At 67.2% G+C, this 23463-nt stretch carries 22 protein-coding genes and 1 tRNA gene; 12 read left to right on the forward strand and 11 right to left on the reverse strand.

What is annotated here, in order from left to right; genetic code table 11:
- Position 1: 1 nt before the first annotated feature.
- The gene (locus tag CNE_RS06945; RefSeq protein WP_013956415.1) at positions 2-487 is read left to right on the forward strand and encodes a hypothetical protein; all 486 of its coding nucleotides are present in this window, start codon (positions 2-4) and stop codon (positions 485-487) included.
- 53 nt (positions 488-540) lie between these two features.
- Here CNE_RS06945 and CNE_RS06950 read toward each other — a convergent pair whose 3' ends face one another.
- From CNE_RS06950 to CNE_RS07000, 11 genes are all read right to left on the reverse strand, one after another.
- Positions 541-1575: a quinone-dependent dihydroorotate dehydrogenase gene (locus tag CNE_RS06950; protein ID WP_013956416.1), complete on the reverse strand. Its 1035-nt coding sequence runs from the start codon at positions 1573-1575 to the stop codon at positions 541-543.
- Positions 1576-1663: 88 nt separating this feature from the next.
- Positions 1664-2452, reverse strand: coding sequence for an arginyltransferase (locus CNE_RS06955; RefSeq protein WP_013956417.1), 789 nt, complete (start codon positions 2450-2452; stop codon positions 1664-1666).
- Between the two features lie 68 nt (positions 2453-2520).
- The gene (aat, locus tag CNE_RS06960; RefSeq protein WP_013956418.1) at positions 2521-3273 is read right to left on the reverse strand and encodes a leucyl/phenylalanyl-tRNA--protein transferase; all 753 of its coding nucleotides are present in this window, start codon (positions 3271-3273) and stop codon (positions 2521-2523) included.
- A 40-nt stretch (positions 3274-3313) separates the two neighbouring features.
- Positions 3314-3898, reverse strand: a complete 585-nt coding sequence (locus CNE_RS06965; RefSeq protein ID WP_013956419.1) for an NUDIX hydrolase — start codon at positions 3896-3898, stop codon at positions 3314-3316.
- Positions 3899-4112: 214 nt separating this feature from the next.
- Positions 4113-4188: transfer RNA gene (locus CNE_RS06970), tRNA-Met, on the reverse strand.
- A gap of 122 nt (positions 4189-4310) precedes the next feature.
- Positions 4311-5063 (reverse strand): RES family NAD+ phosphorylase, encoded by a 753-nt coding sequence (locus CNE_RS06975; RefSeq protein ID WP_013956420.1) that lies wholly within the window; start codon positions 5061-5063, stop codon positions 4311-4313.
- Positions 5023-5412 (reverse strand): MbcA/ParS/Xre antitoxin family protein, encoded by a 390-nt coding sequence (locus CNE_RS06980; RefSeq protein WP_013956421.1) that lies wholly within the window; start codon positions 5410-5412, stop codon positions 5023-5025. The genes CNE_RS06975 and CNE_RS06980 overlap by 41 nt, the downstream gene beginning before the upstream one ends.
- 92 nt (positions 5413-5504) lie before the next feature.
- A complete protein-coding gene (boxA, locus tag CNE_RS06985) occupies positions 5505-6755 on the reverse strand; it encodes a benzoyl-CoA 2,3-epoxidase subunit BoxA (RefSeq protein WP_013956422.1) in 1251 nt (416 codons plus the stop codon).
- 43 nt (positions 6756-6798) lie between these two features.
- Complete coding sequence (gene boxB, locus CNE_RS06990; RefSeq protein ID WP_013956423.1) at positions 6799-8223, reverse strand: benzoyl-CoA 2,3-epoxidase subunit BoxB; 1425 nt, start codon at positions 8221-8223, stop codon at positions 6799-6801.
- Between the two features lie 35 nt (positions 8224-8258).
- Positions 8259-9968: a 2,3-epoxybenzoyl-CoA dihydrolase gene (boxC, locus tag CNE_RS06995; protein ID WP_013956424.1), complete on the reverse strand. Its 1710-nt coding sequence runs from the start codon at positions 9966-9968 to the stop codon at positions 8259-8261.
- A 107-nt stretch (positions 9969-10075) separates the two neighbouring features.
- A complete protein-coding gene (locus CNE_RS07000; protein ID WP_013956425.1) occupies positions 10076-11035 on the reverse strand; it encodes a helix-turn-helix transcriptional regulator in 960 nt (319 codons plus the stop codon).
- Positions 11036-11303: 268 nt separating this feature from the next.
- Between CNE_RS07000 and CNE_RS07005 the strand changes: the two genes are divergently transcribed.
- The 11 genes from CNE_RS07005 (at position 11304) to CNE_RS07055 (ending at position 23338) form a co-directional block, all read left to right on the forward strand.
- Positions 11304-12959, forward strand: a complete 1656-nt coding sequence (locus CNE_RS07005; RefSeq protein WP_013956426.1) for a benzoate-CoA ligase family protein — start codon at positions 11304-11306, stop codon at positions 12957-12959.
- Between the two features lie 56 nt (positions 12960-13015).
- Positions 13016-13831, forward strand: coding sequence for an alpha/beta fold hydrolase (locus tag CNE_RS07010; RefSeq protein ID WP_228772678.1), 816 nt, complete (start codon positions 13016-13018; stop codon positions 13829-13831).
- A 120-nt stretch (positions 13832-13951) separates the two neighbouring features.
- The gene (locus CNE_RS07015) at positions 13952-15154 is read left to right on the forward strand and encodes an ABC transporter substrate-binding protein (protein WP_013956428.1); all 1203 of its coding nucleotides are present in this window, start codon (positions 13952-13954) and stop codon (positions 15152-15154) included.
- A gap of 72 nt (positions 15155-15226) precedes the next feature.
- A complete protein-coding gene (locus CNE_RS07020) occupies positions 15227-16093 on the forward strand; it encodes a branched-chain amino acid ABC transporter permease (protein WP_013956429.1) in 867 nt (288 codons plus the stop codon).
- A gap of 1 nt (position 16094) precedes the next feature.
- Positions 16095-17192 carry a branched-chain amino acid ABC transporter permease gene (locus tag CNE_RS07025; protein ID WP_013956430.1) on the forward strand — a complete coding sequence of 366 codons (1098 nt, stop codon included), beginning with the start codon at positions 16095-16097 and terminating at the stop codon, positions 17190-17192.
- Positions 17189-17959, forward strand: coding sequence for an ABC transporter ATP-binding protein (locus tag CNE_RS07030; RefSeq protein ID WP_013956431.1), 771 nt, complete (start codon positions 17189-17191; stop codon positions 17957-17959). Before CNE_RS07025 ends, CNE_RS07030 begins: the two co-directional genes overlap by 4 nt.
- The gene (locus tag CNE_RS07035; protein ID WP_013956432.1) at positions 17956-18669 is read left to right on the forward strand and encodes an ABC transporter ATP-binding protein; all 714 of its coding nucleotides are present in this window, start codon (positions 17956-17958) and stop codon (positions 18667-18669) included. Before CNE_RS07030 ends, CNE_RS07035 begins: the two co-directional genes overlap by 4 nt.
- 300 nt (positions 18670-18969) lie before the next feature.
- Entirely contained in the window at positions 18970-20871 is a 1902-nt protein-coding gene (locus tag CNE_RS07040; protein WP_013956433.1) for a potassium transporter Kup, read from the forward strand.
- 262 nt (positions 20872-21133) lie between these two features.
- Positions 21134-21538 carry a hypothetical protein gene (locus CNE_RS07045; protein WP_013956434.1) on the forward strand — a complete coding sequence of 135 codons (405 nt, stop codon included), beginning with the start codon at positions 21134-21136 and terminating at the stop codon, positions 21536-21538.
- A 206-nt stretch (positions 21539-21744) separates the two neighbouring features.
- Positions 21745-22134, forward strand: a complete 390-nt coding sequence (locus CNE_RS07050; RefSeq protein WP_013956435.1) for a hypothetical protein — start codon at positions 21745-21747, stop codon at positions 22132-22134.
- 67 nt (positions 22135-22201) lie between these two features.
- Positions 22202-23338 (forward strand): alpha/beta fold hydrolase, encoded by a 1137-nt coding sequence (locus CNE_RS07055; protein ID WP_013956436.1) that lies wholly within the window; start codon positions 22202-22204, stop codon positions 23336-23338.
- Positions 23339-23463 lie beyond the last annotated feature (125 nt).

Here is a 23463-nt window from a genome sequence, read left to right on the forward strand (position 1 = left end):
CATGAAACGAGTCGAAACGTCCCTCCTCGCGGTCCTGGGTGCCGTCGTGCTTGCCACCTATGGCTGGGTGCCGCAGGCTGAAGCGCGTGGCGGCGGTCACGCCGCGGGGCGCGGCGGTGGTGGCGGCGGCGCACAGGTCAGCAACGTGCGGGCCGACGCGCGCACGAACAATGTCCGCAGCGCCAGCGTGAACAGTGTCAGTGCCAACCGGAATGTCAACGTCAATACGAACCGGAACGTCAACGTCAATGTCGACACGCATGGCGGATGCTGCGGCGGCTGGGACAATGACTACCATCCGGTTGCCACCGCTGCCGCCGTTACCGCAACGGTGGCTGTGACCGCTGCCGTGGTGGGGTCGGTCGTGCGCTCGGTCCCGCCAAGCTGCGTCCCGGTCAGCTATGGCGGCATGGTGTACCAGCAATGCGGCAGCACCTGGTATCAGCCGCAGGGAACCCAGTACGTCGTGGTGAATGCTCCGTACTGACGCGGCCGGCTGCGATGGGTTGAGCCGCGCCAGTCCTGCCTGACGGCGCCGGCTCAGCCGCGCAGCGCCGCGGCGCACTCGCGCACCAGCGCCGGGCCGCGGTAGATCAGGCCGCTGTAGACCTGCACCAGCTTCGCGCCGGCATCGATCTTGGCGCGCGCATCGGCGCCGCCGAAGATGCCGCCCACGCCGATGATCGGCACCGCGTCGCCGACCACGCCGTGCAGCGCGCGCACCACCCGGGTCGAGGCCTCGAACACCGGGCGGCCGGACAGGCCACCGGCTTCTTCAGCGTGGGGCAGGCCCTTGACCGCCTCGCGCGAGATGGTGGTGTTGGTGGCGATCACGCCGTCGATCTTGTGCCGCACCAGCGCGTCGCCGATGTTGCCGACCTGGTCGGCATCCAGGTCCGGCGCGATCTTCAGCGCCAGCGGCACGTAGCGCTTGTGCTGGTCGGCCAGGCGCTGCTGCGCGTCCTTCAGCGTCGACAGCAGGCTGTCCAGCTCGCTCGCGCCTTGCAGCTGGCGCAGGTTCTTGGTGTTGGGCGACGAGATATTGACCGTCACGTAGCTGGCGTGCGGGTAGACGCGCTCCAGGCAGTAGAGGTAGTCATCGTTGGCGCGCTCGATCGGCGTATCGGCGTTCTTGCCGATGTTCAGCCCCAGCACGCCGCCCTCGGCCTTCCAGCGCGAGGCCCGCACATTGGCGACAAAGGCATCGACGCCGCCGTTGTTGAAGCCCATGCGGTTGATCAGCGCATCTGCCTGCGGCAGCCGGAACATGCGCGGGCGCGGGTTGCCCGGCTGCGCGCGCGGCGTGACCGTGCCCACCTCGATAGAGCCGAAGCCGAGCGCGGCCAGCCCGTCGATATAGGCGCCGTCCTTGTCCAGCCCCGCGGCCAGGCCGACCGGGTTGGGGAAACGCACCCCCATGACCGTGCGCGGGTCGTCGGCGATCTTATTGCCGATGCAGCCGCCCAGGCCCATGCGGCGGGCGCGCAGCAGGTTGTTCAGCGTGAAATGGTGGGCGTCCTCGGCATCCATCGAGAACAGGGCCGGGCGAAACAGGGGGTAGAGCGCGTTGAGCACGTGAGGCAGGGCAGAGTGAATACCAGGCCCGCATTGTAGCGGCTGGGCCGCATACCCGGGCAGCGCGCGGACGGATGCCGCGACCCGCCTATTCCCGGGTGGGTGCAGGCGCGGCGGTGGCCGTATCCCCGGCTTCGTCCTCGAACGCATGCCAGTGGTTGCCGGTCAGCACCTGCAGCGGCCGGAAGCGTGCCTTGTAGGCCATCTTGCGGCTGTCGGCGATCCAGTAGCCCAGGTAGAGGTGCGGCAGGCCCAGCTCGCGCGTCTGGCGGATCTGCCACAGGATGTTGTAGGTGCCGTAGCTGGCGTTGCGTTCGAGCGGGTCGTAGAAGGTGTAGACCGACGACAGCCCGTCGTCGAGCACGTCGATCATGCTGACCATGCGCAGGCGCCCGGCCTCGGGCGAGCCCGGCGGTTCGCGGAACTCCACCAGACGGGAGTTGACGCGGCTCTGCAGCAGGAATTGTTCGTACTGGTCGCGGCTGTCCTGGTCCATGCCGCCGCCGGCGTGGCGCATCGACTGGTACAGCAGGTACAGCGAATAATGCTCTTCGACATAGGTCAGCGGCGCCACCAGTGCCTGCAGGTGCTGGTGGCGGCTCCAGGCGCGGCGCTGCGAGCGGTCCGGCGCGAACTGGTCGACCACCACGCGGCATGGCGTGCAGGCGTGGCATTCGTCGCAATACGGCCGGTAGGTGAAGATGCCGCTGCGGCGAAAGCCGGCGCGCACCAGGCGTGAATAGACGTCGGCATTGATCAGGTGCGCCGGGGTGGCGACCTGGGAGCGTGCCATGCGGCCGTCGAGATAGCTGCAAGCGTAGGGCGCCGTGGCATAGAACTGCAGCGCGGAGAGCGGAAGTTCCTTCAGCTTGCTCATGACTCAGGGGGCTCCGGGCGGGACGATGCGGCCGGACGCGCAGTCAGCGGGGCGCCCCGTGCCAGGTTTCAGCCGGCCGGCGCGGCTGGCGTCCCGGCCCAGCGCTCCAGCACCGATTTGTCGAACCGCCACGGGCTGATCGCCGGTTGCGCCGTCGCCGCCCGCACATGGGCCACGAATTCCGCGCGGGGGATCGGGCGCGCACCCAGCGAGGCCAGGTGGTCGGTTTCCTGCTGGCAGTCTATCATCGCCACGCCGTGATTGCCGAGGAACGCGCACAGCGCCGCCAGCGCAATCTTTGATGCATCGGTGCGGTGCGCGAACATCGATTCGCCGAAGAACATCCGCCCCAGCGCCACCCCATACAGGCCGCCCACGCGTTCGCCGCGGTACCAGCTTTCGACCGAATGGGCCATGCCGTTGCGGTGCAGCGTACCGTACGCGGCAATGATGTCGTCGGTGATCCAGGTGCCATCCTGGCCGTCGCGCGGCGTGGTCGCACAGGCGCGCATCACCGCCAGGAAGTCGTCGTCGACGCGGATCTCCCAGTCAGCATCGCGCAGCACGCGGCGCAGGGTCTTGCGCAGGTTGAGCGAGACGCGCAGCGCCGACGGGGGCAGCACCATGCGCGGATCGGTGCTCCACCACAGCACCGGCTGGCCACTCGAATACCACGGGAAGATGCCCTGGCGGTACGCCAGCAGCAGCCGCTGGGGCGACAGGTCGCGGCTGGCCGCCAGCAGGCCGGGGGCCTCGGAATCGGGCCCAAGCGCCTCGGCAACCGGCGGAAACGGATCTTGCGGGTCCAGCCAGGCAATCATGCGGGCTGCGCCGTAGGGCGATGCGCGGCAGCCGCGCCGCTCAGGGCGTGACCGTGGCCCGGCTGGTCAGCGGGCGCATCGGCTTGTCGATATCCAGGCTGTGCAGCCGGAAGCTGCCGTCCTGCAGCCGGCCGGCGGCGCGGTCGGCAAAGAAGCAGCGCAGGGTGTGGATCACGGTGGGGAACGCCAGTTCATCCCAGGGCACATCGGCCTCTTCCACCAGCTTGACCTCCAGGCTTTCCTCGCCGGGGGCGACATCCAGGTCGTCCAGCGTGGCCAGGTAGAAAAGATGCACCTGGTGCACATGCGGCACGTTCAGGATCGAGAACAGTTCCCCAACTTGCACGCGCGCGCCGGCTTCTTCCAGTGTCTCGCGCGAGGCGGCCTGCACGGTGGTCTCGCCGATCTCCATGAAGCCCGCCGGCAGGGTCCAGAACCCGTAGCGCGGCTCGATCGCGCGCTTGCACAGCAGGATCTTGTCTTCCCACACCGGGATCGTGCCGACGACGTTGCGGGGATTGACGTAGTGGATGGTGCCGCAGTTGTCGCAAACACTGCGCGGGCGGTTGTCGCCGTCAGGCACGCGCAACACGACCGCATGACCACAGTTCGAGCAGAATTTCATGAGGGGTGTCCGGGAGGAATGGCGAAAGTGTATCACCCTCGCCGAGGGGGCCGGCAGGCATGATTGGGGCGGTGGGGCACCATCGGTCAACGCAACCTGCGTGCTGCACGGAGGGCAGCATCCGATTGCCAGCACCGGGGCAGCAGAAAACAAAAAACCCGCCAGAGGCGGGTTTATCTGCTTTAACGGCGCCACATGATACGCATCATGCGGTTGGTTGCGGGGGCAGGACTTGAACCTGCGACCTTCGGGTTATGAGCCCGACGAGCTGCCAACTGCTCCACCCCGCGTCCGTCGAAGAAAAGATTATATGGCATCCGGTTGCGCAATGCAACACTTGTTTAAAAATACCTTCCAGCGGTGAGCATTGCCGCCTGCCATAACGATTAGATCGCCGGCACGGGGCAGAGGTTCAGCCCTTTCCAGCGCTATTGGTTGTGCGCTGCCACAGCGCGGCTTCGAACTCGAAGCTGTCGCGTTGCTGCAGGTCGTCGCGCTGCCAGATCACGCGGTCGCGGCGTACCGTCAGCATCCAGGTGGTGGTGGCCAGCGGCGCCGGGTGGGAGAACGCGCGCGGGGTCAGCACCGCGCCGCAGGGGCCATGCTGGGGATCGCGCACGGAGGTGTAGCGGATCATGCCAAGGCCGGCCTCGCGCGCAATGCGGCCGAAGGCCTGGCAGGGCTCGTGGTGGTCGGGGTCGGTCCAGGTTGCGTGGTCCTGGTCGAACGGCGGTGTGTCCAGCGCCACGCCCCAGGTCTCGACGCGCACTTCGAACAGCGTCTGCGCGCGGGCGTCGATGCCCGGCAGCGCGGGGCTGTCGTTGAGGAAGCGCCAGCGCCAGTAGCCGAGTTCGGCGCAGGCGGTGCGGATCTCGTTGGCGCCGTAGAACACGCCCGGGTCCTGGCTGGCGCGAAAGCGCGAGCCCCAGGGCGAGGGCGGATAGCGGAACGGGGTGAACAGCAGGTAGTGCAGGTGGCGCGCCTCGGCGGGCACGGCGGGTTTGCCGGCGTCAAGCACGGCTTCCAGCACAGCCTGTTCTTCCAGGCTGTCGACCAGCGGCATGGTGGATACGACGTGCTGGGCCTCCACCGCCCGCCACAGTGTGAGCGCAAACTGCCGGCGCTCAGATGCGACCGCGGGTGGCGTCCAGGTAGTGAACGACACGGACCAGACCTTCCGTTGTGCGGATCATTTCAAGGGGCTTGCCGCCCAGCGCGAGGTTTTCATTGGTCAGCCATAGCCGGGCCTGGTCGCCGTGGCCCAGGATGGCATCCAGCGATCGGAACAGGCGCACGAACAGCACGCCGAATTCCCACTCCTTGCGGTGCGCATCGAGCACATAGCCGCCAGATGCCATACGCGATACCGATGCCGTGCTGATGCCCAGCACGCTTGCCACGATGGCCTGGCTGATGCCGAGGAAGCCCGCGGCGCGCATCACCGCCTTGGTCAGCGTGGTGCCGGGGTCGGGGCCGCCGGCGGGATCGATTTCCGGAATCCGCCTGGATTGCATCGCCATCACTCCTGTTTCTTGAGAAATATTATAGGCGATGCCTTTCAGAAGGGAAGCGCTTGCTGAAAAGACCAGCAAGCAGCGGGGCGGCGTCAGTAGGTCTCGATATGGAGCCGGCCCTCCGCCTTCATGGCGGCCTCGATCTCCAGCCAGGCGTGCCCGGCGCCGGCGCACACCGCTTCGAATGCCTCCAGCACGCCTGCTTCCATGCCCTTCAGTCCGCAGATATAGACATGGCCGTTGGGATCGGCCAGCAGGGCGGCGGCGCTGTCCCCGGCCTCGCGGATCGCGTCCTGCACGTAGCGGCGCGGCGCGGCGGGGTCGCGCGAAAAGGCGAAATGGATGTCCAGGAAGTCCCTGGGCAGCTTCAGCAGCGGGCCGAAGTAGGGCAGTTCGTTGGCGTTGCGGGCGCCGAAGAACAGCATCCGGCGCCCGCCGAAGTGCGCCATGTTGCGGCGCATGCGCTCGGTCATGGCGCGCATCGGCGCCGAGCCCGTGCCGGTGCAGATCATCATGATGCTGGCCTCGGCATGGTTGGGCATCAGGAAGGTCGATCCGAACGGGCCCACCACCTGTACGTTGTCGCCCTTGGCCAGGTCGCACAGGTAGCTGGACGCGACGCCCCGCACCGGCTTGCCATCGTGGTCCTGGTCGACCCGTTTGACGGTCAGCGCCAGGTTGTTGTAGCCGGGGCGCTCGCCGTCGCGCGGGCTGGCCACCGAGTACAAGCGGATGTAGTGCGGCTTGCCCGACGCATCCGTGCCGGGCGGCACGATGCCGATCGACTGGCCTTCCAGGATCGGGAAGAAGTGCGTGCCGAAATCCAGCACGATATGGTGGATGTCGCTGGACGCGTCCTCGGCGGTCAGCCGGTAGTTGCCGGCCACGGTCGCGGTGACCGGCGCGCGCACGCCATGCAGGTTCACATAGGGATGGGCCGCCGACCACGGCGCACGCGGCGAGGTGTGGCGGCTGGTTTCCACGGACTGGATGACGGCGTCGGGTGCGGCGCCGGTTGCCGTGCCGCTGCCGAGGGTTGCCTGCGGTGCCTCACCCAGGTCGGCCAGTTCCGGCAGCGGCACCTCGGCCGGCAATTCGTCCCACAGCAATTGCGCCTCGATCGGGTAGGCCTGGCCGCGCAGCATGGTGCGCCAGTTGTCGATGGCGCCCGTCGGGCAGGGCGACAGGCAGGCGTTGCAGCCGTTGCACACGTCCGCCCTGACCACGTAGTTGCGGTCGTCGTGGGTGATGGCATCGATCGGACAGGTGTCCTCGCAGGTATTGCAGCGGATGCAGATTTCCGGATCGATCAGGTGCTGCTTGATGATGTCGGGGGCGCCCATGGCGTGTCTCCGGTGGCTCCTGGCCTGTCCTTGTGGTTCTGGTTCAGTTGAAACGCACGTACTCGAAATCCATCGGCTGGCGGTTGATGCCCACCGCCGGCGGCGCGATCCAGTTGGCGTACTTGCCCGGCTCCACCACGCGGCCCATCAGCGAGGCCACAAAGGCGCGGTCTTCATCGGTGGCCAGCCATTTGCGTTCGTTGGCCTTCCACTCGGCTTCGGAAATCAGCTGGCCCTCGGGCGAGACGTGCACATTGGCGAGCGTGCCGATCTTGCGGTTGAAGGCCTTGTGCGGCACGGTCAGGCGGAACGCGATGCCGGCCTTCTCGATGACCTTGTTCCAGCGCGCGACGCCGCCCATGCTGTCCTTGATGTAGTCGTCGCGCAGTACTTCATTGAGCGCATTGAGCATCGGCACCTCGCGCTCGCCCAGGTGGCCGTCGCGCACTTCCAGCACGCGGTAGACATCGCTCTTGAGCACGTGGTCGTCGGCGCGCTTGCCTTCCTCGAAGCGGCCCTTCAGGCCGGCGCTGTAGAAGGTGGCGGCGTTGGACGACTGGTCGGCGCCGAACAGGTCAATGGTGACGCTGTAGTGGAAGTTCAGGTAGCGCTGGATGGTCTCCAGATCGATCACCCCGGCGGCGCGCACTTCGGCGGGGTCTTCGATGCCGCGTTCGCGCATCACCTCGCAGGTGCGCTGGATCACGCGCGACACGCCGGATTCACCCACGAACATATGGTGCGCTTCCTCGGTCAGCATGAAGCGCGTGGTGCGCGCCAGCGGATCGAAGCCGGATTCGGCCAGCGCGCACAGCTGGAACTTGCCGTCGCGGTCGGTGAAGTAGGTGAACATGAAGAACGCCAGCCAGTCCGGGGTGCGCTCGTTGAAGGCGCCGAGGATGCGCGGATTGTCCTGGTCGCCCGAGCGGCGCTCCAGCAGCGCCTCGGCTTCCTCGCGGCCGTCGCGGCCGAAATAGCGGTGCAGCAGGTATACCATCGCCCACAGGTGGCGGCCTTCCTCCACATTGACCTGGAACAGGTTGCGCAGATCGTACAGGCTCGGCGCGGTCAGGCCCAAGTGGCGCTGCTGCTCGACCGAGGCGGGCTCGGTGTCGCCCTGCGTGACGATGATGCGGCGCAGGTTGGCGCGGTGCTCGCCCGGCACGTCCTGCCAGGTGGCTTCGCCCTTGTGCTCGCCGAAGTGGATCCTGCGCTCGGGGTCGGCCGGCTGCAGGAAGATGCCCCAGCGGTAGTCCGGCATCTTGACGTGGTCGAAGTGCGCCCAGCCGGATGGATCGACCGACACCGCGGTGCGCAGGTACACATCGAAGTTGTGCGAGCCGTCCGGTCCCATGTCGCGCCACCAGTCGAGGAACGCTGGTTGCCAGTGTTCCAGCGCGCGCTGCAGCGCGCGGTCGTCGGACAGGTTGACGTTGTTGGGAATCTTCTGGCTGTAGTCGATGCTCACGTGCTGTCTCCTTGTTGTCTGGCGGGGCCCGGGCGCTACACCCGGTCCCAGTCGAAGCGTGCCTTGTTGCCGCTGCCGAAGACCTTCAGCGCGCCGTACTCGCCGACGGCGTTGGGGCGCTGGAAGATCCAGTTCTGCCATGCGGTCAGGCGGCCGAAGATGCGCGTTTCCATGGTCTCGGCGCCGCCGAAGCGCAGGTTGGCTTCCATCCCGGTCAATGCATCCGGCGACAGGCTGGCGCGTTCTTCCAGGGCGATGCGGATTTCGTCCTCCCAGTCGATATCGTCGGGCGCGGCGGTGATCAGCCCGAGCGAGTCGGCGCTGAGCGCATCCAGCGGCGCGCCGATATGCTCGCGTACCGCCGTGAGCGCGGCCTCGTCGCCATAGAAGCGCGCCGCCAGCCGGGTTTGCCCGTTGGGCATGGGGTAGTGGCCGAAGTTGAGCGCGGACGCGAACACGCGCGGCGCATCGTCCGGGGCGTCGGGCAGGTGCAGCATGTAGCTGCGGTCGGCGGCCAGCGCCAGTTCCAGCAGCGTGCCGGCAAAGCAGGAATCGGCTTCGATCAGCGCGATCAGGCTGCGCGACGACACATCCAGCCGCGCCAGCGTGCGGCGCAGCATGCCGATGGTCTCGCGCACGAACCAGTGGCCGGCATGCGCCTGCAGCAGCGCGTCGGCGGCCAGCACCGCGGCCGAGTCGCCATCGGTCTTGAGCACCCAGATGCCGATATCCAGGTGGTTGGCGCGCAGTGTCAGGATGGCGTCGTCCAGTTCGCGCGCCATCTTCAGCGGCCACCATTGCGCGCCGGCCGCGACCACGCCGGCGAGATCCGCGGGCTGGTGCTTGTCGGGCCCGAACACGGTCAGCGTGGCCTTGCGCGCAGCGGGATCGACATGCACGCGCACGGTCTCGTAGCGGTAGCCGTCGGGCTCGATGGTGCGCGACAGCGGTGTCAGCGTGATGCCATGGTGGCCCTGTGGCCGGTCGCTGGTGGCCGCCAGCGCCGCCGCGCGCTCGGCGATATGCTCGGCAAAGCGCGCCGGCTTGACCACTTCGTCAACCAGCTTCCAGTCCTTGGCGCGCTGGCCGCGCACGCCTTCCGTGGTGGTGCAGAAGATGTCTGCGTGGTCGCGGCGCACGTGGCGCTTGTCAGTCACGCGGGTCAGGCCGCCGGTGCCGGGCAGCACGCCGAGCAGCGGCACCTCGGGCAGGCTTACCGCGGACGAGCGGTCATCGACCAGCACGATCTCGTCGCACGCCAGCGCCAGTTCATAGCCGCCGCCGGCGGTGGTGCCGTTGCAGGCGGCGATGAACTTCAGCCCCGAGTGCCGGCTGGCATCCTCGATGGCATTGCGGGTCTCGTTGGTGAACTTGCAGAAGTTGACCTTCCACGCATGCGACGACAGCCCCAGCATGAAGATATTGGCGCCCGAGCAGAAGATGCGCTCGCGCGCGCTGGTCAGCACCACGGTGCGCACTTCGGGGTGTTCGAAGCGGATGCGCTGCAGCGCGTCGTGCAGTTCGATATCGACGCCAAGGTCGTAGGAATTGAGCTTCAGCGCGTAGCCGGGGCGCAGTCCGCCTTCCTCGTCGACGTCCATCGCCAGCGTGGCGACGGGGCCGTCGAAACTCAGTTTCCAGTGGCGGTACTGGTCGGGATGACGCTCGAAGGTGACGGGGGCGGGCGCATCTGACGGGGCGGCTGCCTGGTCAGGGCGCAGTGGGGCGGTTGCCGGCGCGGACATGGCTGTCTCCTGAGTGCACTATAGTGCCTTGCGGCTTTTGATGAAATATAGTGCATGGAGGCGGCCGGCGCAATGTCTTTGTCAGCCGTGCGCCGCCGGCAGGGTGGTCAGGCGCCGGCGGCCTGCAGTTGGGCGCGCAACTGTTGCAGCGAGGCGGCGGCGTCCTGGCCGCTGGTGTCGATCGAGATATCGGCGCGGTCATAGAGCGGCGCGCGTGCCTGCAGGATGCGGCGCAGGTCGGCCATGGCCTCGCGGTTGCCTTCCATCGGCCGCATGTCGCCCTGGGCCACCACGCGCGCCATGTGTTCCTCCGGCGAGGTGCGCACCCAGATGGTGTAGCACTGCGACAGCAGCAGGTTGAAGGTGGCCGGTTCAGAGACCAGGCTGCCCGGCGTGGCCAGCACCAGGCGGTCGTGCTCGCGCAGGGTGCGTTCCAGCGCGCGCATTTCGTAGCGGCGGTAGGCCGCCTGGCCGTAGAGCGAATGGATTTCCGACAGGCTGGCCCCGGCTTCCTGCTCGATCACGGTGTTCAGTTCGACAAAGGGCACGTCCCTGGCCGCTGCCAGCGCGCGGCCCAGGGTGGACTTGCCGGCGCCGCGCAGGCCGATCAGCGCGATGCGGCGGTGGCGCGCATCGCCGGACTCTGCGGGGGCCAGTGCATGGCGGCAGGCTTCACGCACGCGCGCCAGGTCGCCCGCGGGCAACTGCGCCAGCCATTGCACCATCTGCGCAAACGCGGTGGCCTGCTCGCCTTTCAGGCCGTCCACTTCGGCCAGCACCACCGGCAGCGGCACGTCGAGCGCGCGCGCCACCTGGCGCAGCAGCAGCACCGACGCATTGCCGGTGCCGGTTTCCAGGTTGGCCAGGTAGCGCTCGGACACGCCGGCGCCGCGCGCCAGGTCCTTGCGCGACATGCCGCGCGAGGCGCGCAGCGAGCGGATGCGCTCGCCCAGCAGCGTCAGGTAGGGGTCGCGCTCGGCGTTGGCGGCTGCGGCGGGCGCATCCCCGGCAGGGCGCGCGTCGGCTTCGGTCTCGTTGGCGGGCAGCGGGGTGGGATCGCGGCGCATGGTGGTGGTTTCGGGTTGACCGGCAGAAAAAGCAAGGGCGCATTATACGAGCAGCCCTGGTGCGCCAAGTGGCGCGGCAGGCAGTCGGTTCGATAAAGCCTGTCCTATAGTGCATCCCCTCGCTTGCATAATAGTTGATATGAAATAAAATGCATCAACAAGCGGATGCCGGCATGCACATTGGCGGACATCGGCAAACAGAACAACGACTGGACTGACGCTGGCGCGGCGCCCGTGGCCCGCGGCGCGACACCAAGGAGTGGAGACAATGACGCCCCCCAATACCGCCGCCGGCATGCCAGCGGCAGCATCGCCCGTGCTGCCGGATGTTCCACCCGCTACCGATGTCGTGGCGGCACTGCCCACCCGCTACAACGCCGCCGAGGACCTGCTGTCGCGCAATCTGGAGGCAGGGCGCGGGGGCAAGACTGCCTACATCGACGACACCACCTCGCTGACTTACGCCGAGCTCGATGCCCGCGCCCGCCGTTTTGCCGGCGCGCTGCGCGACGCGGGCTTCCGCCAGGAAGAGCGGCTGCTGCTGTGCGCGCTCGATACCATTGATTTCCCCACGGTATTTCTCGGCTGCCTGCTGGCGGGCGTTGTGCCGGTGGCGGTCAATACCCTGCTGACCGCGGACGATTACGCCTACATGCTTGGCCACAGCGGCGCGCGCGCCGTGGTGGTGTCGGAGCCGCTGCTGCCGGTGATGAAGGCGGCCATCGAGAAGAGCGGGCTGGCGCCGATGGTGATCCAGGCGGCGCCGCATGCCGATGGCGCGCCGGCGTGCAGCGTGGGCGCGATGCTGGCGCGCACGCGTTCCCCCGCGCAGACCGTGCGCAGCGGCCCGGAGGACATGGCGTTCTGGCTGTATTCGTCGGGCTCGACCGGACGGCCCAAGGGCACCGTGCACACGCATGGCAACCTGTTCCATACGGCTGACCTGTATGCCCGCCAGGTGCTGGGCATCCGCGAAGACGACATGGTGTTCTCGGCCGCCAAGCTGTTCTTTGCCTACGGGCTGGGCAATGCGCTGACCTTTCCGATGTCGGTCGGCGCCACCACCGTGCTGATGGCCGAGCGGCCCACGCCGGCGGCCGTGTTCAGGCGGCTGCGCGAGCAGCGGCCCACGGTGTTCTGCGGCGTGCCCACGCTGTTTGCGGGCATGTTGGCGGCGCCTGAGCTGCCGCCGCGCGCCGAGGTGGCGTTGCGTGTATGCACCTCTGCCGGCGAGGCCCTGCCGCGCGATATCGGCGAACGCTTCCTGGCGCATTTCGGCTGCGACATCCTGGATGGCATCGGCTCCACCGAGATGCTGCATATCTTCCTGTCGAACCGGCCGGGTGAGGTGCGCTACGGCACCACCGGCAAGCCGGTGCCAGGCTACGCGCTGAAGCTGCTGGACGAGCGCGGCGAGCCGTGCGCGCCCGGCGAGATCGGCGATCTCTATATCAAGGGCCCCAGTGCCGCGCTGATGTACTGGTGCAACCGCGACAAGAGTCGCGATACCTTTGTCGGCGAATGGACGCGCAGCGGCGACAAGTACCTGTGCGATGCCGATGGCTACTACACCTATGCCGGCCGCAGCGACGACATGCTCAAGGTCGGCGGCATCTACGTGTCGCCGTTCGAGGTCGAGGCCGCGCTGGCGCAGCACCCGGCCGTGCTGGAGGCGGCGGTGATCGGCGTCACGGATGCCGACGAACTGGTCAAGCCCAAGGCCTTTGTCGTGCTGCGGCCCGGCCAACAATGGCATGACGGCATGGCGGCGGAACTGCAGGCCTTTATCAAGTCGCGCCTCGCGCCGTACAAGTACCCGCGCCAGATCGAATGCGTGCCCGAACTGCCCAAGACCGCGACCGGCAAGATCCAGCGTTTCCGCCTGCGCCAGCGCGAGCAAGCCGCGCGGGAGGCGGCGCAATGAAGCGCCCGTAGCTTCTGGACATTCCTTCTGAACCGATGCAAGACAATAGCGTGCCCATGCAAAGCAGCCTGGTGGAAATTCCCTTCGACAACCGCCGTATCCGGATCGAGTACCAGTGGCTGCGACCTGAACGCGCGCAGCGCCCGCTGGTGGTGTTCCTGCATGAGGGGCTGGGCTCGGTCAGCATGTGGCGCGATTTTCCGCGTGAATTTTGTGAAGCCGGCGACTATCGTGGCCTGGTGTTCTCGCGCTACGGCTACGGACGTTCGACGCCGCGGCCGCACGACGAAAAATGGCGTCCCGACTTCATGCATCGCCAGGCATGCGAGGCGCTGCCCGCATTGTTCGACGCGCTCGACATCGGTCCCGGCCGCGCGCACGGCATGCCCTGGCTGCTGGGTCACAGCGACGGCGGCTCGATCGCGCTGATCCACGCCGCCAGCTTTCCACAGGCGGTTGCCGGCATCACCGTGCTGGCGCCGCATATCGTGGTCGAAGACCTGTCGGTGCGCAGCATCGCGGGCACGCGCCGGGCTTACCTGGAAACCGACCTGCGCCAGCGGCTGGCGCGCCATCATGACGACGTCGATTCGGCCTTCTGGGGTTGGAACGATATCTGGCTCGACCCCGAATTCCGCCAGTGGGACCTGCGTCCGCTGCTGTCTGGGCTGCGCTGCCCGGTGCTGGCGGTGCAGGGCGAGGACGACGTGTACGGCACCATGGCGCAGATCGAGGGTATCCATCGATATGCCCCCCAGACCACCTTGCTTAAACTCGCGCGATGCGGGCATTCGCCACACCGGGACCAAAAAGAACCGTTGACGCTGGCTGCCGTTCGGCATATAAATCTGCATACTTCAAACCTAAAATAATTCGGCTTCCCGCCTGTTGCGAAGGGTCCTCACGGTGCATGCGCCAGCGCGGGACACGGCAAGGGCAGGGGTGACCGGCAACGGTCCAGCGAGCCACCGGCTTGACCACCAGGAGACACCATGCGTCGCTTCACCTCGCGCAGGCTTGCGCCTGCCTGCCTTGCCGTCGCCACCGTCTTTGCCATGGCCGGCGCGTCCGCGCAGCCAGCAGCCCCCGCACCCGCTGCACCCGGGGGAAAGATCAAGGTCGGCTTCATGCTGCCGTACACCGGCACCTACGCGGCCCTGGGGACGGCCATCGAGAACGGCTTCCGCATGTACGTGCAGCAGCAGGGCGGCAAGCTTGGCGGACGCGACATCGAGTACTTCAAGGTCGACGATGAATCCGATCCGGCCAAGGCGCCGGAGAACGCCACCAAGCTGGTCAAGCGCGACCAGGTCGACGTGGTGGTCGGCACGGTGCATTCGGGCGTGCAGATGGGCATCGTCAAGGTGGCCAAGGAGAACAACACGCTGCTGATCATTCCCAATGCCGGCGTGGATGAGGCAACAGGTCCGCTGTGCGGCCCCAATATCTTCCGCACCTCGTTCTCGAACTGGCAGCCGGGCTACGCCATGGGCCAGGTGCTGGGCGAGCGCGGCCTGAAGAAGGTGGTGACGCTGACCTGGAAGTACGCCGCCGGCGAACAGTCGGTGAAGGGCTTCAAGGAAGCGTTCGAGGCCAAGGGCGGCAAGGTGGTGAAGGAACTGAACCTGCCGTTCCCCAATGTCGAGTTCCAGGCGCTGATCACCGAAGTGGCGTCGCTCAAGCCTGACGCCGTGTTCGTGTTCTTTGCCGGCGGCGGCGCGGTCAAGTTTGTCAAGGACTGGGCTGCGGCGGGGCTCAAGGACAAGATTCCGCTGTACGGCTCGGGCTTCCTGACCGACGGCACGCTCGAAGCACAGGGCAACGCCGCGCAGGGGCTGGAAACCACGCTGCACTACGCCGATGGCCTGACCAACCCGCGCGACAAGAACTTCCGCCTGGACTACGCCAAGACCTACAAGCTGCAGCCGGACGTGTACGCAGTGCAGGGCTACGATGCCGCCCAGCTGCTGGCCGCCGGCGCCACGGCGGTGAAGGGCGACATGACGCGCAAGGCCGACCTGTACAAGGCCATGGGCGCGGCCAGGATCGACAGCCCGCGCGGCGCCTTCACGCTGTCCAAGGCGCATAACCCGGTGCAGGATTTCTACCTGCGCAAGGTCGACGGGCGCGAGAACAAGGTCAGCTCGGTGGCCGTCAAGGCACTGGCCGACCCGGCCCGCGGCTGCCGCCTCTGATCGGCTCTTCCGGAGCAGCCTGATACCGCGCCTTCGTCCTCCAGGGACAGGCGCGGTGGCGGCTGACGCAACATGGATATCGTCTCCTTCCTGATCCAGTGCCTGAACAGCGTCCAGTACGGGCTGCTGCTGTTCCTGGTGGCCAGCGGCCTGACGCTGATCTTCGGCATCATGGGCGTGATCAACCTCGCCCACGGCAGCTTCTACATGCTGGGCGCCTACGTGGCCTTCACGCTCGCCGGCCTGACCGGCAACCTGTTTATCGCCATCCCGCTCGGCATCGTGCTGGCGGTGGCATTCGGCTACGTGCTGGAATGGGCCTTCTTCAGCTACCTGTATGAGCGCGACCACCTGCAGCAGGTGCTGATGACCTACGGGCTGATCCTGGTGTTCGAGGAGTTGCGCAGCATCCTGGTCGGCGATGACGTGCACGGCGTGCAGGTGCCTGCGCTGCTGGACGGCTCGTTGGCGATCGGCAACGACATGACCTATCCGGTGTACCGCCTCTTTATCTCCGCGGTATGCCTGGTGGTGGCCCTGGCGATGTACTACGTGATCCGGCGCACCCGGCTGGGCATGATGATCCGCGCCGGCGCCACCAACCGCGAGATGGTGCAGTCGCTGGGCATCAACATCACGGTGCTGTACCGTTTCGTGTTCGCGCTGGGCGTGGCGCTGGCAGTGCTGGCCGGCATGATCGCCGCGCCGGTGTCGTCGGTCTATCCGGGCATGGGCGCGCAGGTGCTGATCGTCTGCTTCGTGGTGGTGGTGATCGGCGGCATCGGCTCGGTCAAGGGCGCGCTGGTGGCGTCGCTGCTGCTGGGCTTCGTCGATACCTTCGGCAAGGTGTTCTGGCAGGAGGCGGCCGGCGTGCTGATCTACCTGCTGATGGCGGTGATCCTGCTGTGGAAGCCGCAGGGGCTGTTCAAGGCAGGATGACATGAACCCGACGACATTGCCGGCGCGCCGGCACTCCTTGCGCAATGCCACGCTGGCCACCGGGCTGGGCTGGCTGGTGGCGTTCGCGGTGCTGGCGGCACTGCCGCTGCTGCTGACCGCGGACAGCAACAAGTTCTACATCGAGCTGCTCAGCAAGGTGATGATCATGGCGATCTTCGCGCTGTCGCTGCAGCTGCTGATCGGCTACACCGGGCTGGTCAGCCTGGGCCATGCCGCGTACTTCGCCATGGCGGCGTATGCCACCGCAATCCTGGCGCCGCAGGCCGGCCCGGGCAACGGCTGGCTGCTGCTGGCGGGTGCGCTGGCGGCGTCCGCGCTGCTGGCGCTGGTGGTGGGGGCGCTGGTGCTGCGCACCCGCGGCGTGTATTTCATCATGGTCACGCTGGCGTTCGCGCAGATGGTGTATTTCGTCTTCCATGACACCAAGATCGCGGGCGGCAGCGACGGCACCTATATCTACTTCCGGCCGGAATTCCCGGTGCCTGGCGAGCACCTGCTGACGGTCAACGATCCCACGCATTTCTACTGGATGGTATGGATCGGGCTGGTGCTGACGGTAGCGGTGCTGGCGCTGGTGCTGCGCTCGCGCTTCGGGCACGCGCTGGTCGGCATCCGCCACAACGAGCAGCGCATGCGCGCGGCCGGCTATGCCACCTACCGCTACCAGCTTGGCGCCTTTGTCGCGGGCGGGCTGCTGGCGGGGCTGGCCGGGTTTCTGTATGCGATCCAGTTTGGCTTCGTCAATCCGGAGATCGCGTCGTGGCACCAGTCCGGCAACGCCATGCTGATGGTGATCCTGGGAGGCGTGGGCAGCCTGGCCGGCGCGGTGCTGGGCGCGTTCTCGTTCGTGCTGCTGGCCGAGTGGTTCAGCACCCTGACCAAGCACTGGCAGCTGCTGATGGGCGGCTTCATCATCGTCGCGGTGGCACTGCTGCCGCGCGGACTGGTCAGCCTGCCGTCGGTGTTGCGGCACGGTCGCCGCGGACGCCGCAATGGCGATGCCGGCACCGGCACGGATGAGGCCGCGGGCGCCGCGGACAGCCGCCGTGAAGGACGCCGCAATACGGAGGCCGCATGACATCGCAAGGAACCCCGATCCTGCAGGCGCAGCAACTGACCCGGCGCTTCGGCGGCCTGACCGCCGTGGCGGGCGTCGACCTGTCGCTGGAGTTGCATGAGATCCATGCCGTGATCGGCACCAACGGCGCGGGCAAGTCCACGCTGATCAATATGCTGTCTGGCGAACTGCCGCCGTCGTCCGGCCGCCTGCACCTGAAGGGCGAGGACGTGACCGGCTGGTCGCAGCCGCGGCTGGCGCGCCATGGGGTCGGGCGCAGCTACCAGCGCAACAATATCTTCCTGCCGCTGACGGTGCGCGAAAACTGCCGGCTCGCCGCGCAATCGCGCGCGCAGCGCGCGTGGCGGCTGTGGGAAAGCGCCCAGGGCTGCCGCACCAGCGCCACGCTGGCCGACGAGGCCCTGGAGCGGGCCGGCCTGGCACCGCTGGCGGACCGGCTCGCCAGCGACCTGGCGCATGGCCAGAAGCGCCAGCTGGAGGTGGCGATGTGCCTGGCCACGCAGCCGGTCGCATTGCTGCTGGACGAGCCGCTGGCCGGCATGGGCGCGGAAGAGTCGGCGCGGATGCTGGCGCTGCTGCGCGGCCTGCGCGAGGGCCACGCCATCCTGCTGGTCGAGCATGACATGGACGCGGTGTTCTCGGTCGCCGACCGCATCACCGTGATGGTCAACGGCGCCGTGATTGCCACTGGCAGCCCCGAGGCGATCCGGACCAACCACGAGGTCCAGGTCGCTTACCTGGGCGAGGAAGAGAGCGAGGCCGCATGAATGCCCCGATGATCGAAGCCACCGGCATCAACGCCTGGTATGGCTCCAGCCACGTGCTGCGCGACGTCGACTTCACCGTGGGCGTGGGCGAAACGGTCGGGCTGCTGGGCCGCAACGGCATGGGCAAGAGCACGCTGCTGCGCACGCTGCTGGGCCATGTGCGCCAGCGCCAGGGGCAGATCCGCGTGGCTGGCCGCGACGTCTCGCGCGCGCAGCCGTTCGAGGTGGCGCGCCTGGGCGTGGCCTACGTGCCGGAGGGCCGCGGCATTTTCCCCAGCCTGTCGGTGCGTGAAAACCTGCTGATGGCCGCGCGCAAGGGCTGCAACGGCCGCAACGACTGGGACGAGGCGCGCGTGCTCGACTTGTTCCCGCGGCTGAAGGAACGCCTGTCCCATGGCGGCCAGCAGTTGTCCGGCGGCGAGCAGCAGATGCTGTCCATCGGCCGCGCGCTGATGACCAATCCCGACTGCCTGGTGCTGGACGAGGCCACCGAAGGGCTGGCCCCGCGCATCGTGCGCGAGATCTGGGCGGTCATCGCCACCGTGCGCGGCACCGGCATCGCCTCGGTCGTGGTCGACCGCAATTTCCGCTCGGTGCTGGCCCACGCCGACCGCGCCGTGGTGCTGGAAAAGGGCCGGGTGGTGATGTCTGGCCCCGCGTCGGATCTTGCCGGCAAGCCCGAAGCGCTGGACCGCTATCTGGGCGTTTGAGGTGGAAAGCGCCGCATAAGACTCTTATGTTGTCCTGCCGCAACGCTGCTTGCGGGCGCAAGGACACGCTGTTTTGCTCTCCCGGGGCTTGACCATCCGCCGCTTCCCTCCCATCCTTGCGAAGTCACGAAAGCGGCATCCCTTTTTGCCGCAGTGGTCGATCGTCGACAGTTCATCTAAAATTGCGCGCGTTTGTGCGATGCAATAGAAGAAGTTAGCGGACCCGCAGCCACCGCGTCAGGGCCGGGTCGCCGGAGAGGCATCAATCGCCCGCGAGCCCGGTCAATCAGACCAATACTCATGACCCAATCCGCAACAACCAGTCATTATTTTGTCGAAAGCCCCAGTACGCGGGCGCTGATCATGGGAGCGATCGGTGTCGTCTTCGGGGATATCGGCACCAGCCCGCTTTACGCGCTCAAGGAGTGCTTCAGCCAGGAACACGGCATTCCCTTCAGCGCTGATGCCGTGCTTGGCATCATCTCGATGCTGTTCTGGGCGATGATCATCGTCGTTTCGCTCAAGTACGTGATGTTCGTGATGCGCGCTGATAACGACGGCGAGGGCGGCGTGCTGGCCCTGATGGCGCTGGCGCTGCGCACAGCGGCACCGCGCTCGCGTATGGCGCGCCTGCTGATGATGCTGGGCATCTTTGGTGCCTGCATGTTCTATGGCGATGCGGTCATTACGCCGGCAATCTCAGTGCTGTCGGCGGTGGAAGGGCTGGAGATCGCCGCGCCGGGCCTGTCGCAATTCGTCATTCCGATCACGCTGGTCATCCTGTGTGCGCTGTTCCTCATCCAGCGCAGCGGCACGCATGCCGTGGGCAAGTTGTTCGGCCCGATCATGGTTGCGTGGTTCCTCGCGCTTGGTGCGCTGGGGCTGCTGCACCTGGTGAAGGCGCCGGGCATCCTTCTTGCGGTCAGCCCGCACTATGCGATCAGCTTCCTGATGGAGCATTCGCTGCAGGCCTTCGTCGTGCTGGGTTCGGTGTTCCTGGTGCTGACCGGTGCCGAGGCCCTGTACGCGGACATGGGCCACTTCGGCGCGCGCCCGATCCGGTATGGGTGGTTCGCGCTGGTGATGCCCTGCCTGATGCTCAACTATTTTGGCCAGGGCGCGATGTTGCTGAACAATCCGGCAAACATCTCCAATCCCTTCTACCTGATGGTGCCGGACATGCTGCAGCTGCCGATGGTGCTGCTGGCGACCGCCGCCACTGTGATTGCTTCGCAGGCCGTGATCTCGGGAGCCTTCTCGCTGACCAGCCAGGCGATCCAGCTTGGCTTCGTGCCGCGCATGCGCATCCGCTATACCTCTGCAGCAGAAATCGGCCAGATCTACCTGCCGGTGATCAACTGGATCCTGCTGGTACTGGTGGTGATCGTGGTGGTGGCGTTCAAGAAGTCTGAGAACCTGGCGGCTGCCTACGGTATTGCCGTCACGACGACCATGGTGATCACGACCTTCCTGGCGGCCGTCGTGATGCGTAATGTCTGGAAGTGGCATCCGGTGCTGGTCACGCTGATCGGCCTGTCATTCCTGCTAGTCGACCTGGCGTTCTTCTCGGCCAACCTGCTGAAGATCGCCGAAGGCGGCTGGTTCCCGCTGTTGATGGGCGGTACGGCCTTCTTCCTGCTGATGACCTGGCACAGCGGCCGCAAGCTGCTGCGCGCGCGCAGCCTGGAAGACGGCATCCCGCTCGAGCCCTTTATCGCCGGGCTGCTGGCGCACCCGCCGCACCGGGTCGAGGGCACCGCGGTGTTCCTGACCGGCAATACCGACTCCGTGCCGGTATCGCTGCTGCACAACCTGAAGCACAACCGCGTGCTGCATGAGCGCGTGGTGTTCCTGACCTTCGTCACGCGCGATATCCCCTACGTGGACGACAACCAGCGCGTGAGCAGCAAGGACCTCGGCGGCGGCGTCTTTATCCTGAAGTCCGAATACGGCTTCAAGGAAACGCCAGATGTGCAGAGGGTGCTGGACCTGGCCGACCACAAGCTTGGCATGCACTTCGAGCTGATGGAGACCTCGTTCTTCATCGCGCGCGAATCGGTGATTCCGTCCAAGCTGCCGGGCATGCCGATGTGGCGCGAGAGCCTGTTCGCCTGGATGCACCAGAACGGCGCCAAGCCGTCGGACTTCTTCCAGATCCCGGCCAACCGGGTGGTGGAGCTGGGCACCAAGGTCGAGATCTGAGTGCGCGGGCCCCGGCGCCCGCTTCCGTCGAACTCAGCAACCCCCGGAAGCGCCGCCAGGCAACCCGGGGGTTTTGCTTTCTGCCTGGTTTGCGCCGCCTGCAGCCCGGCCCCCGGGGCGCATGTCCCGGGAAGTCGCGCATTGCGGACCCCGAACCGGGACACCGGCCTCATGCGTGCACACCGCCCCGCGCCACACAATGCAACCCTCAGCTTGTCACTGACCGCCTTCAAGGCGGTCCCTTCCAGAAGGAGCCTGTGCCATGTGCGCGTTGCAGCAGTGGTCTCGCCAGTCCAGCCGGCATGCCGACGGTATCCGTCGCATCCGTCGGCTGCGACGGGCGCTGCCGCCGTGGCTGCCGCCGCTGCTGCCGGCGCTCCTGCTGCTCTACGTCTTCTGTCATTCACATGCGAACTGGGAATCGTGCCTCGCCTCACTGCGTGAGCTGAGTCACGATCACGGCGCGCCGGCGCGCGAGCTGGGACGCGCGTTGTCGCTGGCGCGCTCCCTGCGCGGACGCCAGGCACCGGATCCGGCTGCCTGGCACGCCGCGGTGCAGCTGGCCGCCGACCGGGGGTCGGCGTGCCTGGCAGCACTCGGGCGCAGTCCGGCGCGGCTGCTGCCGTCGCTGACAGCGCTGTTCGCGATGCTCGCATGGCTGCACTAGGGCGGCCGCTTTCCCGCATCCGCATAACACTGATCCAGGAGTCAGGCGCTGCGCCGCTGCCATGATGGGATGGCAGCCGGCTTGCGCCAGGCAACGGCTGGCACGGCTCGAGGCGATCCCGTGCGGCCCGTGCCGTTTCGTAGCCGATCGCCCGCATGAGGCGTGCCGTCGCGGCAATGCCGCCGGCATCCCTGTTGGAGATTGCAATGCATGAGAATTTTGCCAAGACCCTGCTAGTCGCTGCCGCACTCGCCGCCGGGTTCAGTCATGCCGCCCACGCCGGTGCATATGGCGAAGCCCTGGCCGCTGCCGTGCCGCGCCACAACGCGCAGCGCGACGCCTTCACGGACGGCGCGCGCAGTCCGGCCGCCGAGGCCGCGATGCGGCCCGTGGTGGCTCGCGGCAGCATGTCAGTGTGCGTGGTCCGTGGCTTTGATCCGAACCGGGATGCGATGCGCAAGCCTGATCCATACACGGATGGCGCGCGCATGGGACGCTTCGATCCCTTTACCGAGGGGACGCATATCAGTTCTCGCGATGGTTTCACCGACGGCGCGCGCAGCGATGCACGCGGCAGCGAGGAATGCTTGTCCTGAGTGATCGACGGCGCTTTGGCGCCGCCCATCCTTTGCCTAAGCTAGGGAAGTCACGCGGCGCGCCCGCATGGCAGCCGCGGCCCGCGGCTGCCGGCAGGCCGTCCCAGCACCGCGCGGCCCCGACATGCCGATGTTCAAGCAGCAGCTCCGCCTGTGCACCAGCCGTGACGGCGTTCGCCTTGCGTACGCCATCACGGGCAGCGGCGCGCCGCTGGTCAAGGCGGCCAACTGGATGAGCCACCTGGAGTTCGACGTCGGCAGCCCGGTGTGGAGCCACATGATCACGGCGCTGTCTGCCACGCATACGCTGATCCGCTATGACGAGCGCGGCTGCGGGCTCTCTGACCGGGATATCGAGGACCTGTCCTTCGACGCGTGGCTGCGCGACCTGGAAACCATCGTCGACGCCACCGGGGTGGACCATTTTCCGTTGCTGGGCATCTCGCAGGGCGCGTCGATTGCCGTCGCCTACGCGGTCGCGCATCCCGAGCGGGTCAGCCATCTGGTGCTGCACGGTGGCTACGCGCGGGGGCGCCTGAAGCGCGACCACCTGAGCCAGCGCCTGCTGGAAGAGGCCGAGCTGATGAACAAGCTCGCCGAGCTTGGCTGGGGCCAGGAGAATCCGGCTTTCCGCCAGTTCTTCACCACCCAGTTCATCCCCGGCGGCACGGCCGAGCAGCATGCATGGTTCAATGAACTGGAGCGGGTCTCGACCTCGCCGCTGAATGCCGCACGCTTCATGCGCGTCTTCAATGAGATCGACGTGGTGGCGCTGCTGCCCCAGGTATCGTGCCCGACACTGGTGCTGCACGCGGTGCGCGATGCGCGCGTGCCGTTCGACGAAGGGCGCCTGATCGCCAGCGAGATTCCCGGCGCGCGCTTCGTGCCGCTGGAAAGCGGCAATCACCTGTTGCTGGAAACCGAGCCCGCATGGCTGCGCTGGCTGGACGAGGTGCGCGCCTTCCTGCCGGCTGGGGAGCCAGTGCGCGACCCGGCCTTCACCGCGCTGACACGGCGCGAGCGCGATATCGTCGAACTGATCGCGCAGGGCCGCGACAACGCCCAGATCGCCGCGCATCTTGACCTGTGTGAAAAGACCGTGCGCAACCACATCACCAGCATTTTCGCCAAGCTGGAAGTGGAGAACCGCGCGCAGGCCATCGTGCTGGCGCGCAAGGCCGGCTTCGATCGCGCCGGCGCCTGAATTCCGGACCTGAGGCTGTGATGCGGTCGATACCTGCCAGCGTCAGATTGTCCCGCTATCCGACCCCTTGAAATCCGCGCGGGGCAGCACTAATTATGGATTGCCCAGTCGTCGCGGCAACGCGG

The organism is Cupriavidus necator N-1 (assembly GCF_000219215.1).
Lineage (GTDB): Bacteria > Pseudomonadota > Gammaproteobacteria > Burkholderiales > Burkholderiaceae > Cupriavidus > Cupriavidus necator.

Coding starts and splice junctions, on each gene's coding strand:
- boxA (WP_013956422.1), bottom strand. CDS start 6,755: ATGGGCGCCCCCGACATCATCAAGCAGCACCTGATCGATCCGGAAATC.
- CNE_RS06980 (WP_013956421.1), bottom strand. CDS start 5,412: ATGCAATCCAGGCGGATTCCGGAAATCGATCCCGCCGGCGGCCCCGAC.
- boxC (WP_013956424.1), bottom strand. CDS start 9,968: ATGTCCGCGCCGGCAACCGCCCCACTGCGCCCTGACCAGGCAGCCGCC.
- CNE_RS07030 (WP_013956431.1), top strand. CDS start 17,189: ATGACATCGCAAGGAACCCCGATCCTGCAGGCGCAGCAACTGACCCGG.
- CNE_RS06945 (WP_013956415.1), top strand. CDS start 2: ATGAAACGAGTCGAAACGTCCCTCCTCGCGGTCCTGGGTGCCGTCGTG.
- aat (WP_013956418.1), bottom strand. CDS start 3,273: ATGATTGCCTGGCTGGACCCGCAAGATCCGTTTCCGCCGGTTGCCGAG.
- CNE_RS07040 (WP_013956433.1), top strand. CDS start 18,970: ATGACCCAATCCGCAACAACCAGTCATTATTTTGTCGAAAGCCCCAGT.
- CNE_RS07055 (WP_013956436.1), top strand. CDS start 22,202: ATGGCAGCCGCGGCCCGCGGCTGCCGGCAGGCCGTCCCAGCACCGCGC.
- CNE_RS07025 (WP_013956430.1), top strand. CDS start 16,095: ATGAACCCGACGACATTGCCGGCGCGCCGGCACTCCTTGCGCAATGCC.
- CNE_RS07010 (WP_228772678.1), top strand. CDS start 13,016: ATGCAAAGCAGCCTGGTGGAAATTCCCTTCGACAACCGCCGTATCCGG.
- CNE_RS07045 (WP_013956434.1), top strand. CDS start 21,134: ATGTGCGCGTTGCAGCAGTGGTCTCGCCAGTCCAGCCGGCATGCCGAC.
- CNE_RS07035 (WP_013956432.1), top strand. CDS start 17,956: ATGAATGCCCCGATGATCGAAGCCACCGGCATCAACGCCTGGTATGGC.
- CNE_RS07015 (WP_013956428.1), top strand. CDS start 13,952: ATGCGTCGCTTCACCTCGCGCAGGCTTGCGCCTGCCTGCCTTGCCGTC.
- CNE_RS06965 (WP_013956419.1), bottom strand. CDS start 3,898: ATGAAATTCTGCTCGAACTGTGGTCATGCGGTCGTGTTGCGCGTGCCT.
- CNE_RS07000 (WP_013956425.1), bottom strand. CDS start 11,035: ATGCGCCGCGATCCCACCCCGCTGCCCGCCAACGAGACCGAAGCCGAC.
- CNE_RS07020 (WP_013956429.1), top strand. CDS start 15,227: ATGGATATCGTCTCCTTCCTGATCCAGTGCCTGAACAGCGTCCAGTAC.
- CNE_RS06955 (WP_013956417.1), bottom strand. CDS start 2,452: ATGAGCAAGCTGAAGGAACTTCCGCTCTCCGCGCTGCAGTTCTATGCC.
- CNE_RS07050 (WP_013956435.1), top strand. CDS start 21,745: ATGCATGAGAATTTTGCCAAGACCCTGCTAGTCGCTGCCGCACTCGCC.
- CNE_RS07005 (WP_013956426.1), top strand. CDS start 11,304: ATGACGCCCCCCAATACCGCCGCCGGCATGCCAGCGGCAGCATCGCCC.